At 41.9% G+C, this 18,576-nt stretch carries 16 protein-coding genes; 8 read left to right on the top strand and 8 right to left on the bottom strand.

Going from position 1 to position 18,576, the window contains the following annotated elements; translation table 11 throughout:
- Positions 1 to 19: 19 nt before the first annotated feature.
- The 5 genes from GWR56_RS03935 to GWR56_RS03920 form a co-directional block, all read right to left on the bottom strand.
- The gene (locus tag GWR56_RS03935) at positions 20 to 1,408 is read right to left on the bottom strand and encodes a M20/M25/M40 family metallo-hydrolase (protein ID WP_162429860.1); all 1,389 of its coding nucleotides are present in this window, start codon (positions 1,406 to 1,408) and stop codon (positions 20 to 22) included.
- A 52-nt stretch (positions 1,409 to 1,460) separates the two neighbouring features.
- Positions 1,461 to 3,566, bottom strand: a complete 2,106-nt coding sequence (gene recG / locus GWR56_RS03930) for an ATP-dependent DNA helicase RecG (RefSeq protein WP_162429859.1) — start codon at positions 3,564 to 3,566, stop codon at positions 1,461 to 1,463.
- A gap of 12 nt (positions 3,567 to 3,578) precedes the next feature.
- Entirely contained in the window at positions 3,579 to 3,959 is a 381-nt protein-coding gene (locus GWR56_RS03925) for a RidA family protein (RefSeq protein WP_162429858.1), read from the bottom strand.
- Positions 3,960 to 3,980: 21 nt separating this feature from the next.
- The gene (locus GWR56_RS20680; RefSeq protein WP_255456704.1) at positions 3,981 to 4,115 is read right to left on the bottom strand and encodes a DUF6728 family protein; all 135 of its coding nucleotides are present in this window, start codon (positions 4,113 to 4,115) and stop codon (positions 3,981 to 3,983) included.
- A 74-nt stretch (positions 4,116 to 4,189) separates the two neighbouring features.
- Positions 4,190 to 5,437 carry an OmpA family protein gene (locus GWR56_RS03920; protein WP_238395298.1) on the bottom strand — a complete coding sequence of 416 codons (1,248 nt, stop codon included), beginning with the start codon at positions 5,435 to 5,437 and terminating at the stop codon, positions 4,190 to 4,192.
- 272 nt (positions 5,438 to 5,709) lie between these two features.
- On the opposite strand from GWR56_RS03920, the gene GWR56_RS03915 reads away from it, so the two are divergent.
- On the top strand, positions 5,710 to 7,002 hold the full coding sequence (locus GWR56_RS03915) for an aminopeptidase P family protein (RefSeq protein ID WP_162429856.1): 1,293 nt from the start codon (positions 5,710 to 5,712) through the stop codon (positions 7,000 to 7,002).
- A 40-nt stretch (positions 7,003 to 7,042) separates the two neighbouring features.
- Here GWR56_RS03915 and meaB read toward each other — a convergent pair whose 3' ends face one another.
- Positions 7,043 to 7,936 carry a methylmalonyl Co-A mutase-associated GTPase MeaB gene (gene meaB, locus GWR56_RS03910; RefSeq protein ID WP_202925370.1) on the bottom strand — a complete coding sequence of 298 codons (894 nt, stop codon included), beginning with the start codon at positions 7,934 to 7,936 and terminating at the stop codon, positions 7,043 to 7,045.
- Between the two features lie 109 nt (positions 7,937 to 8,045).
- Here meaB and GWR56_RS03905 point away from each other — a divergent pair, with 109 nt between their 5' ends.
- From GWR56_RS03905 to GWR56_RS03895, 3 genes are all read left to right on the top strand, one after another.
- Positions 8,046 to 8,933, top strand: a complete 888-nt coding sequence (locus GWR56_RS03905; RefSeq protein WP_162429855.1) for a glycosyltransferase family 2 protein — start codon at positions 8,046 to 8,048, stop codon at positions 8,931 to 8,933.
- A 105-nt stretch (positions 8,934 to 9,038) separates the two neighbouring features.
- Entirely contained in the window at positions 9,039 to 10,541 is a 1,503-nt protein-coding gene (locus GWR56_RS03900) for an MAC/perforin domain-containing protein (RefSeq protein WP_162429854.1), read from the top strand.
- Between the two features lie 118 nt (positions 10,542 to 10,659).
- Positions 10,660 to 11,685, top strand: coding sequence for a glycosyltransferase family 1 protein (locus tag GWR56_RS03895; RefSeq protein ID WP_162429853.1), 1,026 nt, complete (start codon positions 10,660 to 10,662; stop codon positions 11,683 to 11,685).
- A 1-nt stretch (position 11,686) separates the two neighbouring features.
- On the opposite strand, the gene GWR56_RS03890 is transcribed toward GWR56_RS03895, so the two are convergent.
- On the bottom strand, positions 11,687 to 12,439 hold the full coding sequence (locus GWR56_RS03890) for a glycosyltransferase (protein ID WP_162429852.1): 753 nt from the start codon (positions 12,437 to 12,439) through the stop codon (positions 11,687 to 11,689).
- A gap of 95 nt (positions 12,440 to 12,534) precedes the next feature.
- On the opposite strand from GWR56_RS03890, the gene GWR56_RS03885 reads away from it, so the two are divergent.
- The 3 genes from GWR56_RS03885 to GWR56_RS03875 all read left to right on the top strand — a co-directional run bounded on the left by GWR56_RS03885 (position 12,535) and on the right by GWR56_RS03875 (position 16,729).
- On the top strand, positions 12,535 to 13,626 hold the full coding sequence (locus GWR56_RS03885) for a glycosyltransferase family 1 protein (protein WP_162429851.1): 1,092 nt from the start codon (positions 12,535 to 12,537) through the stop codon (positions 13,624 to 13,626).
- A 12-nt stretch (positions 13,627 to 13,638) separates the two neighbouring features.
- Positions 13,639 to 14,814 carry a glycosyltransferase gene (locus GWR56_RS03880; RefSeq protein ID WP_162429850.1) on the top strand — a complete coding sequence of 392 codons (1,176 nt, stop codon included), beginning with the start codon at positions 13,639 to 13,641 and terminating at the stop codon, positions 14,812 to 14,814.
- A 94-nt stretch (positions 14,815 to 14,908) separates the two neighbouring features.
- Complete coding sequence (locus GWR56_RS03875; RefSeq protein ID WP_162429849.1) at positions 14,909 to 16,729, top strand: ABC transporter ATP-binding protein; 1,821 nt, start codon at positions 14,909 to 14,911, stop codon at positions 16,727 to 16,729.
- Here GWR56_RS03875 and GWR56_RS03870 read toward each other — a convergent pair whose 3' ends face one another.
- Complete coding sequence (locus GWR56_RS03870) at positions 16,730 to 17,545, bottom strand: class I SAM-dependent methyltransferase (protein WP_162429848.1); 816 nt, start codon at positions 17,543 to 17,545, stop codon at positions 16,730 to 16,732. It lies immediately after the preceding gene.
- A 73-nt stretch (positions 17,546 to 17,618) separates the two neighbouring features.
- On the opposite strand from GWR56_RS03870, the gene GWR56_RS03865 reads away from it, so the two are divergent.
- Positions 17,619 to 18,560 carry a nucleotide-diphospho-sugar transferase gene (locus GWR56_RS03865; protein ID WP_162429847.1) on the top strand — a complete coding sequence of 314 codons (942 nt, stop codon included), beginning with the start codon at positions 17,619 to 17,621 and terminating at the stop codon, positions 18,558 to 18,560.
- Positions 18,561 to 18,576 lie beyond the last annotated feature (16 nt).

Genomic DNA, 18,576 nt, shown 5'->3' with positions numbered 1-18,576 from the left:
TACTATCTACACCTGATTGTTAAAAACTTAAGCCGTGCTGATCTATCAGGTAAACCAACGTGGTAATTGCTGCCGCGCCCAATTCCAGCTCGCGTTTGTTTACATTTTCAAAAACATCGTTTGATGAATGGTGGATGTCAAAATAACGCTGCGAGTCGGGACGAAAACCGATCAAAACTATTGAGGGTACGGTTTCTTTCAGCGGTCCTATATCGGTTCCGCCACCGCCGGCAACCAAACGGTCGGCCTCGTAGGGTTCAAACAGGGGTTTCCAGTCTTTATTGATGCCCTTTAAAAATTCATTTGATACGCCCTGAAAACTAAAGCCCCGGGGCGTAAAGCCGCCCTCGTCTGTTTCAATAGCGGCTATATGTTCTTCTTTATTGGCAGCGGCAAGTTCAGCATATTTGATACCCCCTTTGTGGCCATTTTCCTCATTCATAAAAAATACTGCCCTTACGGAGTTTTTGGGGCGGTAACCGGTTGCTTTGAATATCCTTAGCACCTCGGCCGACTGCATTACACCCGTGCCGTCATCATGCGCTCCCTCGGCCAGGTCCCACGAGTCAAGGTGGCCGCCTACGGTAATAAATTTATTAGGGTTTTGACTTCCGGTTATTTCGCCGATAACGTTGTACGATTTAACGTCGGGAAGGGTTTGGCAGCTTTGTTTAAAATAAAATTTAATAAGCGGCCATTTGCGCAGCCTAAGCATATTGCTAAGCTTGTTTGCCGCCAGGGTTGATATAGCAGCGGCGGGTATTTTCTTAACGCCATCAACGTAAACCGTTCCACCTGTATGAGGATAATCGTCTATAGCTGATGATATCGAACGCACAATAGCCCCCACTGCACCGTATTTAGCCGCGGCTGACGGACCTGCAAAACGTTGTATGCCTGCGGCTCCGTATCCGGCGCCTGTTTCTATAAAGCGCTGGTCAAACGGCCCGTTAAAGAAAACAATTTTCCCTTTGATAATGCTTTCGCCCAGTTCATCCAGTTCTTTCAGGCTTCGTACTTCAATAATATTGGCCGTGATGCCTGCTGCAGGCGTGGCTATTGACATACCTAACGCAGCAATTGGCACAGCTATCTTGTTTTTGCCATCAATGATATAGGCTTGTTCTTTTGCGCCCCTAACCCAATGTGGCACCATTACTTCTTGAAGGTAAACCTTGTCAAAGCCATAACTTTCCATCAGTTTTTTACTCCAATCAACAGATTTCGCGGCGCCTGCCGAACCGCTTAAACGCTGGCCGATATTTTTGCACAGGTAACGCAGGTTTTCGTAGCATTGGCCGTTTACCAAAGCCTCGTCGTAAAACTTGCGTATCTGCACCGAATCCTGGCCCCGCGAATAAATTACCGATGATAAAATTGCGATAGTTAGGAGAAGGGATTTTTTCATGGATAAAGCGTTTAAGCAAATGTAATATTTGCCAGGCATTTTCATCAATGGCTTACGATATTTTATCCCAGCTTAGTCCGGCGTTTTTTGCCTGGAAGGCCCGGTTGAGAATCTGGTTTTCGGGCGAGGCCAGTTGGGGGTCTTTTTCAAATATTTCAATAACCAGATTCCGGGCTTGCTGTAATATCTCCTGATCAGTGGTAAGGTCGGCCACTTTCAGATCGAGCACACCGCTCTGCTGTGTTCCCTCGATATTTCCCGGACCGCGTAACTGCATATCTATTTCGGCAATTTCGAAGCCGTTGTTGGTTTTTACCATAGTATTTAACCTGATGCGGCCATCATTGCTAAGCTTCTCGTTACTCATCAAAATACAGTAAGACTGCTCGGCGCCGCGGCCCACGCGCCCGCGCAACTGGTGCAATTGCGAAAGGCCAAATCGTTCGGCATTTTCTATGATCATTACCGATGCGTTGGGGATATTAACACCAACCTCAATTACGGTTGTTGCCACCATTATCTGGGTTTCTCCTTTCACAAAGCGCTGCATTTCAAATTCTTTTTCGGCCGGTTTTAGCTTGCCGTGCACTATGCTTATTCTATAATCAGGCAGCGGGAACTCGCGCGCCATAACTTCGGTGCCGTCCATCAGGTTTTTCAGATCCAGCTTTTCACTTTCCTTTATTAGCGGATAAACAACGTAAACCTGCCTGCCTTTAGCTATCTCCTGTTTCATAAAACCAAACATACGCAGGCGTTGGGCCTCGTAAAGATGCCGCGTTTCAATAGGCTTTCGTCCAGCCGGCAGTTCATCGATCAACGATATATCCAGGTCGCCGTACATGGTCATGGCCAATGTTCGGGGGATAGGCGTAGCCGTCATCACCAGTATATGGGGTGGTACTACATTTTTACGCCAAAGCTTTGCACGTTGCTCTACACCAAAGCGATGCTGCTCGTCTATTACCACCAGGCCAAGATTTTTATATTGTACCTTATCTTCAATAAGGGCATGGGTGCCTATCAATATATTCAGGGTTCCGTTCTCTAACTTTTCATGAATCCCCTTACGTAGCTTGTTGGGTACCGACCCGGTCAGCAAAGCAACCTCAATAAAGCCCTCGCCTACCAGCCCTTTTATTGTTTGATAATGCTGATTGGCCAATATCTCGGTAGGGGCCATGATGCAGGCCTGAAAGCCGTTATCGATAGCTATCAGCATGCTCATTAAGGCCACAACAGTTTTACCGCTACCCACATCGCCCTGCAGCAGCCGGTTCATTTGTACGCCACGTTGCGTATCTAACCTTATTTCTTTTAAAACCCGCTTTTGGGAATTGGTTAAGGCAAAAGGTAATTTATGGTGATAAAACTCATTAAAGCAGTTACCTACCGACCCGAAAATATTTCCTTTAAATTTTTGGGTGCGGAGTAGCTTGTTACGCAAAAGCTTCAGTTGCAGAAAAAAAAGCTCTTCAAATTTTAAGCGATATTGAGCCTCCTTTAATTGGTTAGCATCTGCCGGGAAGTGAATGTTTCGGTAGCTTTCCTGTCTTCCGGAAAGTTTGAAACGGTTGCGGATATAGTCAGGCAGATTTTCATGAATATCTTTCGCTGTTTGATCCAGCAGGCCAGCAATTAATTTTTGCAGGCCTTTACTATCCAGGGCAAACTGCTTCAGCTTTTCGGTAGAATTGTACGCAGGCTGAAGGCTAAGGTTACCTTTTTGCTGCGCCCCCGGTGTGTATAACTCCATTTCGGGGTGTGCCATTTGGGCCTTGTTGTTAAAAAAGCCCGGCTTGCCAAAAATCACATACACTTTACCTGTTGCCAGCATCTTTTCCACCCATCTTATACCCTGAAACCACACCAGTTCTATTGTGCCGGTATCGTCTTTGGCCTGGGCAACTAAACGTTTTGTCCGCTTTTCGCCAATTATTTCTTTTAGGCTTATACGGGCCAGCACCTGTACATAGGGCATGTCGGGCTGTATTTCCCTTACTTTATAAAACCTTGTACGGTCTATATACTTATAAGGGAAGTGCTTTAGCAGGTCTTCAAAATTGTATATCTGCAATTCCTTTTTAAGTACTTCCGCACGGGCAAGGCCTACACCTTTCAGATACTCAATGGGTGTTTGAAACTGCTGATTATTCAATTTTTATATTGCTCAGGGTTTTAAGGCAATTACAGATATTTCTACGTTAACACCTTTTGGAAGTGCGGAAACCTGCACCGTTTCGCGGGCGGGAAAATCGGTAGAAAAATAGGAACCGTACACATCGTTTACCTGAGCAAAGGTTTGCATATCGGTTAAAAAAATAGTTGTTTTTATAATGCTATCAAAACCTACGCCTGCTTCAGTTAATATTTCCTTAAGGTTTTCCATCACCATTTTTGCTTCATCGGTTATGCCTGTGGTAATAACCTCGCCGCTTGTTGGGTTAATTGGCACCTGGCCCGAAACAAATAATAAACCGCCGGCTGCAACAGCCTGGCTGTATGGGCCTATCGGTGCAGGGGCGTTACTGGTATTGATAATAGTTTTCATAGCGCTAAATTAATTACTTCATTAAACAAACCACTGAATAAGCTTCCAGATAATACCTGCAAGGAACATGATAATGGCAACAGCATTGATCACGTGCATTACTTTAAGATTGAAGCTGGTGGGCCTGTTAGGGTCTTTTTTCCTAAAAAAGTACATAACACAAATTTAATAAAAAAAAGAAAGCCCTCCGAGTTATTCGGAGGGCTTCTTAATAATATTTTGGTTGGATATTATCTTTGTTTGAAAGAAACACGACGGTTAGCAACACGTCCTTCTTCAGTTGAATTGTCAGCTATCGGGTTAGTTTCACCGTAAGCTTTGATTTTCAATTTCGATGCAGAAACACCTGAGTTAACTAAGTAAGTTTTTACAGAGTTTGCACGGTCGCGAGATAAAGCCATGTTGTGAGCAGCAGTACCTTCAGATGAAGCGTAACCATCGATCTCAACAGTTTTACCAGATGAACGTAAATCAGCTGAAGTAGCATCTAATACTGGGTAAGATGAAGTCCTTAACACAGAGCTGTCGAATTCAAACTGGATATTTGAATAAGCAGTACCGGTTGCAGCACTGTCAGCAGAAGCGGTAGGGAATACGATAACGCAACCAGAACCGTCAACTACGCTACCTGCAGGAGTGTTAGGGCATTTATCGAATTGATCAGATACACCGTCGCCATCAGAATCTTTCTTAAGATCGGTAACCGCATTTTCAACGTTTGTTACACGGCCTTTAAGAGCTTCAACTTCCTGACGTAAAGCTGCATCGTATAATTCATCATACATCATAGCTACCGGGTTAACCCACTCTAAGCTTGGTTTTGAGCTTGAACCCAAAGTGAATTCTAAACCACCGTATCCGTATGAATAGTGATCTTTTCTGTTGCTACCTGTAGTAACACCATCAAAGTTACCACCATCAATAAAGTTTTCGGTGTAACCGAAGTTTAAGGCAACTACGTCGCTTAAACGGAATTTAACACCTGCACCAATTGGAATAACGAACTCTCTAACATTTCTGCCAGTACCAGCGTTACCACCTGCAGCACCGTTTTTATAATCAAAAGGCACACCAGCTGCAGTAACACCTGTAGGGTTATACATAGCTAAACCCGCACCTGCATTAATGAAGAAGTTAACCGAGTTTTTACGACGGATAAAGTCGATAGTTGCAACGTTAACAACACCACTTAAAGTAGCTTGCCAAAACTTAGTGGTATAAGTACCAACATTGGCAAGGCTGTTATTGTTACCTGATACTTTACCGCCACGTACATCTAATTGTAGGCCGAAGTTGTGGCCTAATTGGTCTCTTACGGATATACCGTAACCTAATTCGATTTTCTTATCTCTGAAGTCGTTACTTCCGCCTGTTGCAAGCACTTGAGATGTTGCACCAGCGTTAAGCCCGATACTCCAGGTTTTGTACTGACCTCTGCCGCCAAATACCTTGGCAGTAGTTGCTGTAGAAGACATCATGGTTGTATCTGTGGTAGTAGTGGTAGTGGTAGCGGCCGAGTCTGTTTGGGCACTAACCATTCCAGCAACCAGCAAAGAAGCGCATGATAATGCTACTGATTTCTTTAATGTAGAATAATTCATAGTTTTAAGATTAAACGATTTAATTGTGATTTTTTTCAAAATTAGTAATTATGTTTGAAACAAATACCAAATCTTGTTCCAAAAATCATTATATCTACTACAAACAACATAAATATTTTGTTTTTGTATAATTTAATATTTTATAATTTATGAAATATCTACCTGTTAGTGAACGGTTATTTACAATTAATAGAAAAAATTTCGTTTCAAGAATAAAATCAAACTCTATCGCTATATTTCACTCCAATGATGAGTATCCGAGAAATGGTGATCAAACATTCATTTTTAAGCAGAATCCCGACTTTTACTACCTGACAGGGATTGATCAGGAGCAAAGTATCCTTGTTTTATACCCCGATTGTCCTAATCAGCACTACAAAGAAGTACTTTTTTTAAGACAAACCAACGAACATATTGCTGTCTGGGAAGGTCACAAATACACCAAAGAGGAAGCGCGTGCTGCATCGGGCATACAACAGGTATTTTGGCTGCACGAATATGATAGTATTTTGCATAGTATAATAAACTACGCTGATAATATATATATAAATACTAACGAAAACGATCGGTATGTGCACACCGTGCCTTACCGCGACTTAAGGCTTCTGGAAAGCCTGCGGCAAAAATACCCGTTGCATCATTATGAGCGGTCGGCCCCTGTACTGCGCGATCTGCGTGTTGTAAAATCGGATATTGAAGTAGAACTTACCCAAAAGGCATGCGACATTACCAGAGATGCATTTATACGCGTACTAAAATTTGTACAGCCGGAGGTAACGGAATATGAAATAGAGGCCGAAATAACCCATGAATTTTTACGGCAACGTGCAACGGGACATGCTTATAGCCCTATTATAGCATCTGGCAAAAACGCTATTGTTTTGCACTATGTTGATAACAACCAGATTTGTAAAGATGGGGATGTAATATTGTTTGACTGGGCCGCCGAGTACGCAAACTATAATGCGGATATGAGCCGATCTATACCGGTGAACGGCCGCTTCACCAAACGCCAGCGCGATGTTTATGATGCAGTTTTGCGAGTGTTGCGTGCCGCCACAAAAATGATAGTAGCCGGTACCGTATGGAACGATTACCACGATGAAGTGGGTAAAATAATGACAGGCGAACTGATTGACCTGGGTTTATTAAAAAAGCACGAGGTTGATAAGCAGGACCCTAAAGCCCCCTTATACAAAAAGTATTTTATGCACGGCACATCGCACCACCTGGGCTTGGATGTGCATGACTACGCCAGCCGTTATAAGCCGTTTGAAGTGGGCAACATCTTAACCTGCGAGCCGGGAATTTATATACCCGAAGAAGGCTTGGGCATCCGTTTAGAAAATGATATCCTGATAACCAAGGATGGTAACCGCGACCTGATGGCGCATATACCTATCGAGGCCGGCGAGATTGAGGAGTTGATGAATTCTAAATAATAGAATGGTTTATTGAGTGAGTAGTTAACCATTGACCTGCTTACCCTACGTAGTCGGCTGCAAACCGGTAAATATTGAATGTGCCCGATCGTGCAGCTTTGGCAATATCCAGCTGCAGCTTTCTTTTGTCGATATCGGCCATCCGGTTTTGCTGTATTATATTGTAAACCTTTTGGGTTAGCAGCAATTCGTGCCGGCCGTTTTTTGTCTTAACGCCCGCCAATATAAAGTCGGTTAACGCCTCAATGCCAACCTTTTTGGAGGCTACTGTTTTAAAAACAGGCAACTTACTGTTTTTGCCCTGCTGAATAACTTTTTTAAGATTATTGATAAACAGGTCGGCGCCCTCCCTGTCGGCCTTGTTGATAACAAAGGCGTCGGCAATCTCCATCAGGCCCGATTTAATGTTCTGTATCTCGTCGCCCGCTTCGGGCACCAGCATAACCAAGGTGATATCTGCAAGGCCTGCAACTTCTACTTCCGACTGCCCAACACCTACTGTCTCTACAATAATATGGTCAAACCCCGATGCTTTAAGTACGTCCGTCATTTCGATGGTTTTGGCAGATAACCCGCCCAACGAGCCACGCGTAGCCAGCGATCTGATGAAAACATCAGGATGGTTAAAGTGCGAAGCCATACGTATCCTATCGCCCAGTAATGAACCGAAGTTAAATGGCGAGGTTGGGTCGATAGCCAGCACGGCAATTTTTTTGCCTTTTTGAACAAGGGTATCAATTACGGCATTTACCAGCGTGCTTTTGCCCGCCCCCGGCGGGCCTGTAATACCGGTAACGGGCGTGCTATTATTAATATGAAGGCTTTTTAACAGTTGGGCAGCACCGGCAAGGTTGTTTTCTACCACTGTTAAAGCACGCGCAACCGACCGGAAATCGGTATAATGTGGTTGAATAAGCTGCATAGTACCTGCCATATCTGTAGATATAAAGAAACAAAAATACACGTTAATTAAACAGAGCATAATAATATAAATGGGCTGGGTTAGATAATTATATTTGCCAAACCATATATCAGTGTAAATAATGAAGGTTTCGGGGTTCACATTTATCCGTAATGCTGTAAAAAACGATTATCCCATCGTGGAGGCGATAACATCAATATTGCCGCTTTGCGATGAGTTTATTGTGGCGCTGGGCGATAGCGAGGATGAAACCGAAAACCTGATAACGAATATCGGCTCGCCAAAAATAAAGATCATTCATACGGTTTGGGATACAAGCGTAAGGAGCGGGGGTAAGGTTTTTGCCGACGAAACGGATAAGGCGTTTGATGCTATAAGCCCCGATAGCGACTGGGCCTTTTATATACAGGGCGATGAATGCGTCCACGAAAAATATCTGCCTCTAATTAAAAAAGAGATGGAAGACAACCTTGCTGATAGCAAGGTGGAAGGCTTGCTGTTTAAATATTTCCATTTTTACGGCTCGTATGACTATTACGGCCACTCGCGCAGGTGGTACCGCCGCGAGATACGCATCGTGCGGAACAATAAAGCGATACGATCGTATCGCGATGCGCAGGGATTTAGATGGGCCGATAACTGCAAGATAAACGTAAAGCTCATCGACGCCTATATCTATCATTATGGGTGGGTAAAGCCACCATCGGGTTTAACCAATAAGCTGCGGAACTTTAACAGGTTCTATCACGACGACGAGTGGATGGAGCAAAACCTGCCCGAAACCTTTAAATTTGATTACAGCCACAAAAATCCCGACCGGCTGGTGCATTTTACCGACACACACCCGGCAGTAATGCAAAAGCGCCTGGCAGCCCATAACTGGAGTTTGGATATCGACCTGAAGGAACTGGACAAAAAAATGAGTTTTCGGCGCAAAGTGCTGCAAAAAATTGAAGATCTTACCGGCTGGCGTGTAAGTGAATACCGGAATTATAAAATTGTGAAATAGGTGATACTGAAGTATTTGTTAGTTAAATTAAGCAGTGTGAAATATAATTGGTTTTACAGTTAATAAAATTTACCTTTGCGAAATTTAAGTAATAAATATAAAGCAATGATTAAAAAATTACGTTTTAGAACTTTTTCGATGGGGGCAATTTTAATATTATTTAATATTATCGCCTGCAAAAAGGAAAATTCACAATCCCCGGATACAAATGTTATCCCCCAAAAAATAAAAATCCAATCAGCCTCAGATGGTAAGTGGGATTTATTAGGTTATGGTATAGATGTTACCGGCGATATGCTCGACCCTAACAGCATATCTGATGCAGCAATTTTTGACGTTAACAAGTTTTCGACTGATTATCTTAACAGAATTGATGTAGGTAACACGGGAAGTGGGGTAAATAAGTATTACAGTGGGGCTACTGCATTGGACTACATGAAAGACGTTAGCAATGGAAAGTCATTCGATGCTAATGACAACTCAACAATTGAAGGTACCGATAAAACAAAAAGTGTTTACAATTTCAAAGGTAGCTTCAGTAAAAACACTTCTGATGAAAATAAAACCACCTATTCAAATGCGTATTCTTATGCAACCTATGAAGTAAACCACACGGTAAAAAGAATAAGATTTACAGGCGATGTTAGTATTAGCTTGTTGATGAATTATCTAACCCCTGAGTTTATAAACAATGTTGCTACTAAAAGCGCAGATGAGCTAGTAACAAGATATGGGACTCACGTAATGCTGGATGTTACTATAGGTGGGCGTTTCAGGTTCGATTATAGTGGTGCAATGCAAAAAGGGAGCGATTATACTAAGAAAACATCAGATGTGAAGATGGGGTTAGGTTTTGGCTTACTAAAAAGTATTGGTGTAAATATCAATTCGGATAAAACTACTTCAGAGATAACAGAAGCAACAACAACAACCAGTAAAAGGCAATATACAGCCAGATACTATGGGGGAACAAATTCTGGTACAAGTGTAACAGTTGATAAGGACGGAAATAGCAGTCAAACTATTAATATTGCTAGTTGGGAGCAAAGTGTTAATGCAAGCAATGCTGCGTTGATAGATGTAGGAAAGGCTGTATTTCTTTATGACTTTATAACCGACCCTGTTAAAAAAGCGCAGGTTAAAGCTGCTGTAGAAAAACATATTAAAGATAATCAAATAACTTTAGTAGAAGATTATACTAACGAACTTGTTAATATCAATTCATTTGCGGCGAAAAAGGGAGGCGATCATTATTTATCTACAGGCTTTGTAAACGATCTGAATTATTGGAACTATATAGGTTCAGAGTTTCGCGCATATCCTAGTCAAATTCCAGGCACTGTTCAGGTAAACACTTATTTTAGCCAGCAAGGTGTCGATCATTTATTTACAACAGGTACAGTAAGTGATTTCTCCTGGTGGAAAAGTGAAGGAATTGCGTTTTATGCCTATAAAACGCAGGTTCAAGGCACCGTTCCGGTTTACTCACATACCAGCAAAGATGGGAAAGATCATTATTATTCTACTCGTGGTGATGTATTAGATGCAAACTATTGGTCACCTGTGGTTCCTGTAGCCTTTTATGCATACCCTAAAGCCATAAATTAATTTTTATTAGATTTTTAATAGCAAAACTATTTATTTAACAAAAAACCACATCTTTAAGGTGTGGTTTTTTGTTAAATAAATAATGTCAAAGCCTTCAGTATTAGTAACATTCGATTCTATGAAAAACCCCAACTCGGGATATTTCTACTTTGGGAAAGGGCTTGGCGATGCATTAATTAAAGAAAATAAGGGCCGGTTTAACCTGGCCTTCTACATGTTTAAAAAAACCACTTACTTTTTTAACGACAAAGCTGATGTCGTTTATCTTAACCGGCTGCACAATATATATTTCCCGCTGCGCAATAAGTTTGATGTGGTACATTTTACCGACCAAACCTGCAGGTTAAAGCCGTATAGCGTGAAGGCAAAAAAAATAATGACCATTCATGATATCAACAATGTTCATTTAAAATTTAAACCTCAGCGAAAAATAGATGCGCACATCAATAAGATCAGGCGGTACATATCTTATTGCGATATGGTAGTAACCATATCGCAGTTTGTAGCTGATGATATCCTGAAATATATTCCGGAAGCTAGGGAGAAACTAAGTGTAATATATAACGGCGCCGAAAAGCTTAGCGTGCCGGACAATCACACGCCGTTATATGTGCCTGAAAAGCGTTTTTTATTTACCATAGGGCTGCTATCGGTTCAAAAGGGATTTCACCTTATCCCGGCGCTTTTGGAAGGGAACGATTACGAACTGGTGATAGCCGGGATTGAAACCCCGCATAAAAGCACAATAATTGCCGAGGCCGAGAAATACAACTGCGCCGACAGATTAACTATAACCGGCCCCGTTAACGAAAACGATAAGGCGTGGTATTATAAAAATTGCAGTGCGTTCGTCTTCCCTTCAATCGCTGAAGGCTTTGGATTGCCTGTAATTGAGGCAATGCATTTTGGGAAACCCGTGTTTTTAGCAAAATACACCTCGCTCCCCGAGGTTGGCGGTAGCGTAGCCTATTACTTTGACAATTTCGAACCCGGGCACATGCAACAGGTATTTAAGGATGGTATGCTTGATTATGAAACGAACGATCGCGCCGCTGCTATTATGCAGCATGCTGGGAAGTTTTCGTGGGAGTCAGCGGCGAGGCAATATATAGAGTTGTATAACGAGTTGCTCGTCACAAAGTAATTTACTTTTCCGGCTTTTTCAGATAGTTCTTTTTAAACCTCCAAAACATAAACCTGCACCATATTTTAAAGCTAAAGTGTTTAAAAACAATGCCTACGTGGTCGTCTTCAAAGGGCTGATCAACATAGTTTTGCGATACGCCTAAATGGCTAAAGTTCGCTATAATGTAATCCTTAAATATAAACTTTAAGTCTTTATCGCTTGCGCAGTTTATATTCAAAAAGTGGTCGGCTCGTACAATGTATTTGGTATCATAACGGTACCTGTCAAAAACCATTTTAGGGTAAATAATGGCCTGATGATAGATGCCGTACTTGGCAATCTGGTAATCGCTTACAAAGCCCGAAAACTTTTTGCCCTTACAAAGTACGCTGGCGTAATAAATCGCATTCGGATCTTCCAGTTCAAAGGCCATTGTCGAAAAATCATCGAACATTTCATCATCGGCGCCAATAAAATAAACCCATTGCCCGCTTACCCGGTCTAAAGATTTGTTCATCGCGTCATAAATTCCCTTGTCTTTTTCGCTTATCCAGCTGGCTATCTTATCAGAATTTTCTTCCAGTATCTTAACCGTTCCGTCAGTGCTGCCACCATCTGTTACAATAATTTCAATATTCGGATACCTTTGCTGGTAAATGCTGTCCAGGCAGGCTTGTAAGGTGGCAGCGGCATTATACGTTACTATTATAACAGATATTTTAGCCGGTGTATTGGTATTTTTAATGCTGATAGTTTCGCCCGGGGATAACATAATTCAAATTAAGTTTATTGATAACGTATATTTGACAGTGTCAACGGTGCGAAATAACTAATATTTTATAATAATTAAGTACAAAGCGGTTATTAATGATTAAAATACAATTTGACCACCAGGCATTCTCAATGCAGCGCTACGGTGGCATCTCGCGTTATTTTGCCAATATTCAAAAATATCTGGCAAACAGTAATGAGTTCAGCTACGACAGGGGGCTGCTTTTCACCAATAACGCTTACATTAAAGATCAGAAGTTCCCGCTTCCGGAGTGGCTATGGCGCGCCTTCATAACTAAGGACAGAAAGATATTTAAGTATAACCGCAAGTACTCTAAGTATTGCATGCGCAATCATGATTACGATATATTCCACCCTACCTATTATAACCCGTACTTTTTAAGCAGTATAAAAAAACCCTTTGTGTTAACCGTGCACGATTTTATACACGAGTTATTTCCGGAGTATTTTTTGCCTAGCGACGATACGGCGCATTATAAAAGCCTGCTTATAAAAAAGGCAGCGCATATCATTGCTATTTCACAGTCAACCAAAAATGACCTGCAGAAAATTTACGATATACCAGATGATAAAGTAAGCCTGGTGTACCACGGATATGAACCCGTTATAGGCATCAATGAGCCCGAAGCAACCGCGCCCGGCCCGGGATATATTTTATTTGTAGGCGACAGGCCCGCTTATAAAAATTTTTTTAAATGGATAACTGCGGTTACCCCGCTGCTAACCAAATACGGTATCAATATAATATGTGCGGGCGGCGGAGAATTTACCAAAACAGAGCTCGACTTTATTAACCGGTTAAATATTCAAAATAAAATAAGCCAGGTAAGGGCGACGGAAGCTATGCTGGCAAGTTTATATCAAAATGCGTTGCTCTTTGCCTACCCGTCGTTATATGAAGGTTTCGGGTTCCCGATACTCGAAGCCTTTGCAAACAGTTGCCCCGTAGCAGTAAGTAACACCAGCTGTTTTACAGAAGTGGGTGGCGATGCCGCGGTTTATTTTGATCCGTATTCAATCGAATCAATGCAAATGAGTATTGATGGCATCCTTTCAAAAGCCGTTGATACCGAAAAAATGCGCACTGCCGGCAGTATGCAATTATCGAGATTTACCATGGAAAGCTGCATGCAGAAAACGACCCAGGTCTACCGGTCTTTAGTGTAACAAGTAATATTTATGAAACTGATATTATACTTCTTTCCTGATAATGTAACAGAGCCTGATGCGGGCAACAAGGCGCGGGCTTTGGGTTTGCTTAAGTATTTCCGTTATAAAAATTTTAGTGTAGATTTTGTAAGTATTAAAAATGAGCAGGCGGCTTTGGTAAATGAGCATACCGAAAGCGAACTGCTGTCGGCTGGGTTAGCTAATAAGGTTTACTTATTATCCAGAAAGCCAAAAGGTAATAACCCGGTTAGCTATTTTTTAAAATACAAGCTGTGGGACCTGTTCTATTACCTTTTTACTTACCCTGTAAACTCCGCCATTCCCACGTACTTAACCGTTGCATTAAAAAGAGGGTTCCGGCAAATCCTTAAGACAAACAGCTACGACCACATCATTATAAGCTACGTGCACAGTGCCGACCTGATAAGCGATAAGCAGTTAACAGGCAATGCTAATACCATAATTGATACGCACGATTTTTTAACCGCCCAGTTTAAGGACAAAAGGGGCTTTAACTTAGGAGCTACCTTTGCCGACGAGATAGAACGGCTTAATACCTTTAACGAAATATGGGCAATATCGCCCGAAGAGGAATACATTTTTAACCAGTTTTGCAGATCGCAGGTGCGGTGGGTACCAATGATGCTGGACGAGCCTGCACTGGACGTTAAAGATATAAATGAAAGAAAATATGACCTGGTTTACGTGGGTAACGATAACGTTCATAATATAACCGCTATAAATTGGTTTTTTGAGCAAGTTTATCCGCTTTTACGGGCCGATATTAAATTGTGTGTAATTGGCAGGATAAATAACCACATCTCGGAAAGCTACAAAAAGATAGACCGTGTTTCGTTTGCCGAAGACCTGTCATCTTACTACAACAACTCAAAAATTGCCGTTTGCCCTATGCTGAACGGCACCGGCATTAAGGTAAAGGTTGTTGAAGCCCTGGCCTACGGCTTACCGGTAGTTTGTACCCCGCGCGGTATAGATGGACTGCCGAACAAGCAAAACAACGGCTGTTTGGTAAGCGATGATGCGGCGGGTTTTGCGGGGCATATTATGGCGCTCTTAAATAATTATGAATTGTATAAAGCACAAAGCAATTACGCAAAAGCTACGTTCGAGGGGAACTTCAGCAGCCGGGCAACTTATCAATTATTGGATAAGGCATTTATTTAACAACCCGTTAAATACTTAACTCCAATTTTCACCGTCTTTATTTATTGGCGAAGTTTTAATTAATTACCATTAATTTTGCATCTTAAATTTTTAAATGAAGACTTATTTCCGGTTGTTATCTTTTGCAAAACCTATTGAGAAATTTGCAATACCTTATATTATAACAACTCTCCTTTCTATCATATTTAGCACATTAAACCTGGCTTTACTGGCGCCCCTGTTGCAAACCTTGTTTTCAAAAGATGGTACTGTTGTAAAACTTGGTGCAAAACCGGGCCTGCTTGATGTAATGGGTACCTTTAAATATTATGTGCAATATGCTATAAATACTTACGGCACATGGGGCGCATTACAATTTGTTTGCTGTACCATAGTAGTTTCGGCTTTATTAGGCAACCTTTTCAGATATTTGTCGCAGCGTACTATGGAGAACCTACGTGTGCATACCCTGCTAAACCTCAGACGTACAGTGTTTGATAATGTAATGGGCCTGCATATGGGGTTTTTCAGTAACGAGCGCAAAGGTGATATTATTTCGAAGGTAGCATCCGATGTGCAGGTGGTACAGTATTCGGTAACCGGCACTTTGCAGGTGGTATTTAAAGAGCCATTAACACTCATAACGTTTCTGGTTATGCTGTTCCTTATTTCGCCCAGCCTTACCTTATATTCATTTTTGGTTATCCCGATTTCGGCATTTGTTATATCAAGGATAGTAAAGCGGTTAAAGCAGCAGGCCATAGCCTCTCAGCAAACCTATGGTAATATGATCAGCTATCTTGACGAAGCCCTCTCAGGCATCAAGATCATTAAAGCGTTTAACGCTACCGATTTTATCAAGAACCGGTTTGATAGGGAAAACCGTAATTACTCGCGCATAACCAAATCTATGGCCCGCAGGCAGCAGCTGGCATCTCCCGTGTCTGAGTTTTTTGGGGTAACTATGGTAGCGGGTATCGTTTTATATGGCGGTCACCTGGTATTAAACAACACTTCAGCGTTAACGCCGCCTGAGTTTGTGACGTTTATAGCATTGTTCTCGCAGGTGATGCGCCCGGCTAAAGCCATTTCCGATTCGTTCAGTAATATCCACTCAGGTATAGCGGCGGGCGAACGTGTGTTAAGCCTGATAGATGAAAAGCCTTTGGTAAGCGATGCACCAAATGCTGTCAACATTACCGCATTTAATGAGGCTATCCGATTTGAAAATGTATCATTTGCTTACCAGGACAAAATGGTGCTGTCGCATATTAACCTTACAATTCCTAAAGGTAAAACCGTGGCGTTAGTTGGGCCATCGGGAGGGGGTAAATCAACCATGATGGATCTTATACCCCGCTTTATGGATCCTCAGGAGGGAAGTATTTCTATCGATGACGTTAACATAAAAGGCCTTACGGCAAACTCTTTGCGCAGTTTAATGGGCGTAGTAAACCAGGAGTCGGTTTTATTTAACGATAGCATTTACAACAATATCTCGTTTGGCAAACCCGATACAAACCCTGCCGACGTAGAAGCGGCTGCCAGGATAGCCAACGCCCATAATTTTATTCTGGAAACCGAGAATGGATACAATACCAACGTAGGCGACCGTGGCGCTAAACTATCCGGCGGGCAAAGGCAACGTATATGTATCGCCCGTGCGGTGCTAAACAACCCACCTATTATGTTATTGGACGAGGCAACATCTGCTTTGGATACCGAATCTGAAAAGCTAGTGCAGGACGCTTTGAATAACCTGATGAAAAACCGCACATCCTTAATAATTGCTCATCGCTTAAGTACTATACAAAACGCTGACATTATAGTAGTGCTGGAAAACGGCAAATTAATTGAACAGGGTTCGCACCAGGAGCTTATTAATCATGACGGATTATATAAAAGGCTTATTGATATGCAAACTTTCGAGAGTTGATCAGCCGTTAAGCTTATCTTTAATTAATTGCCAGTCGGGCCAGATCAAGCTATCCAGCTTTATCTCGTTTTTTTCTTCCATCCGTTTAACGTATTTCCTAGCTTTTCTAAGCAGGAACGGATCGCGCTTTTTTGGGCCGAACGGATCTTCGCTTAGCGGCTTTTTTGTAAATAAGTGAACAGATTTGCCATTGGTATAAAAATTACACCCATATAGCTTGGCAAGGTATTGCAACGATGGTATATTGTAAAAAGCAATATGCTGGCCGGTTTCGGTAGCAATGTATGGCCAGTTTTTCAGATCAGATGGGGCATCGGGTTGCAGCTCAGTGGTGAATAGCATATTATCAGAAAACTGGTATATCTGTTTTATCTCATCAACTGGGTTTGTCAAATGCTCAAATACTTCAAACGCGGTAACCATTTCAAAGTGGGTGCCTTGGGGCAGGCTATTAAGGTCGAAATACTCTGCGAACAGGTTTTGGCAATACTTATCGCTGCTGTAAAAATCGAAACCCTTATCGCGCATTAAGCGGGTAAACAGCCCGTATCCACCTGCATTATCTAAAAAAACGCCACGGTAATTAAAGAATTTTATAATAAGATCATTGGCTATATCAGCCAGTAACAAGTTCCTATTTACAAGCCCAACATCAAGTTTTGTAATTGCTGATGAATAAGCTTCATCAAGCCAATAAGGTTCTTCGGTTTGTATAAAGCCGGTTTCTTTACAGATATAATATTTAACATCGTGTTTTTGTAAAACTTTAGCAGTAAATAATAGTTCTGTATCGCCGCCCGTGATCTTGCTTTTCATTATTGCAAAACTACATATAAAGCCGCTAAATAATTAAGGGGTAATTTTATACTTATACCAATATATTTGTACCGTGAACGACAAATACCAAGCATCCTCGGCAGTTTTGTTTATTATTTTTAATCGCCCCGATACCACCGAAAAAGTTTTTGGGCAGATAAAGCAGGCCCGCCCTGCGCGATTATACGTAGCTGCCGACGGCCCGCGCACTGACAAACCGGGAGAACAACTTTTGTGTGAACAGGCGCGAAATATTACCAGGCAGATCGACTGGCCCTGCGAAGTAAAAACACTTTTCAGGGATAGCAACATGGGCTGCAAAAACGCGGTATCATCAGCGATAACCTGGTTTTTTGAAAACGAAGAAGAAGGCATCGTACTGGAAGATGATTGCCTGCCTACAGATGATTTTTTTAGGTTTTGCGATACTATGCTTGAAAAGTACCGACATGATACACGCATTCGCCATATTTCAGGATGCAATTTTCAGCATGGTAAAAAATGGGGAACGGCAAGCTATTACTTTTCAAACTTAACCCATGTTTGGGGTTGGGCTGGCTGGCGCAGGGTTTGGAAAGATTACGAGAAAGAGCTATTCCAATACCATGTAAACGATGTACGCCCGCAACTGGAAACTCTTTTTACTGATCGTTTTATTGTTGATGTTTGGGAGAGTATTTTTAAACTTGTAAAGACCGGCGGGGTAGATACCTGGGACTACCAGCTGACATTCCTTAACTTTTTTAACAACAGCCTATCTGTAATCCCTAACGTAAACCTTATTACTAACATAGGTTTTGGCGAAAGCTCTACCCATACCAACGACGTTAATAATATCAACGCCAACCTGCCGGTGCAGGCGCTTGGCAATATTACCCACCCTTTGTATATATTGCCTCAAAAACAAGCCGATATTTATACACTAAATGCTGACTTTGATATTGCCTCCCGCTGGAAAAAATATAACAAACCAAAGTATAAAGCTAAACGGTGGTTTAAGGGATTATTTAAATAATATAAAAAGCCACCCC

The organism is Mucilaginibacter sp. 14171R-50, assembly GCF_010093045.1.
Classification (GTDB): domain Bacteria; phylum Bacteroidota; class Bacteroidia; order Sphingobacteriales; family Sphingobacteriaceae; genus Mucilaginibacter.
This window is presented reverse-complemented; position numbering and strand designations above follow the sequence as displayed.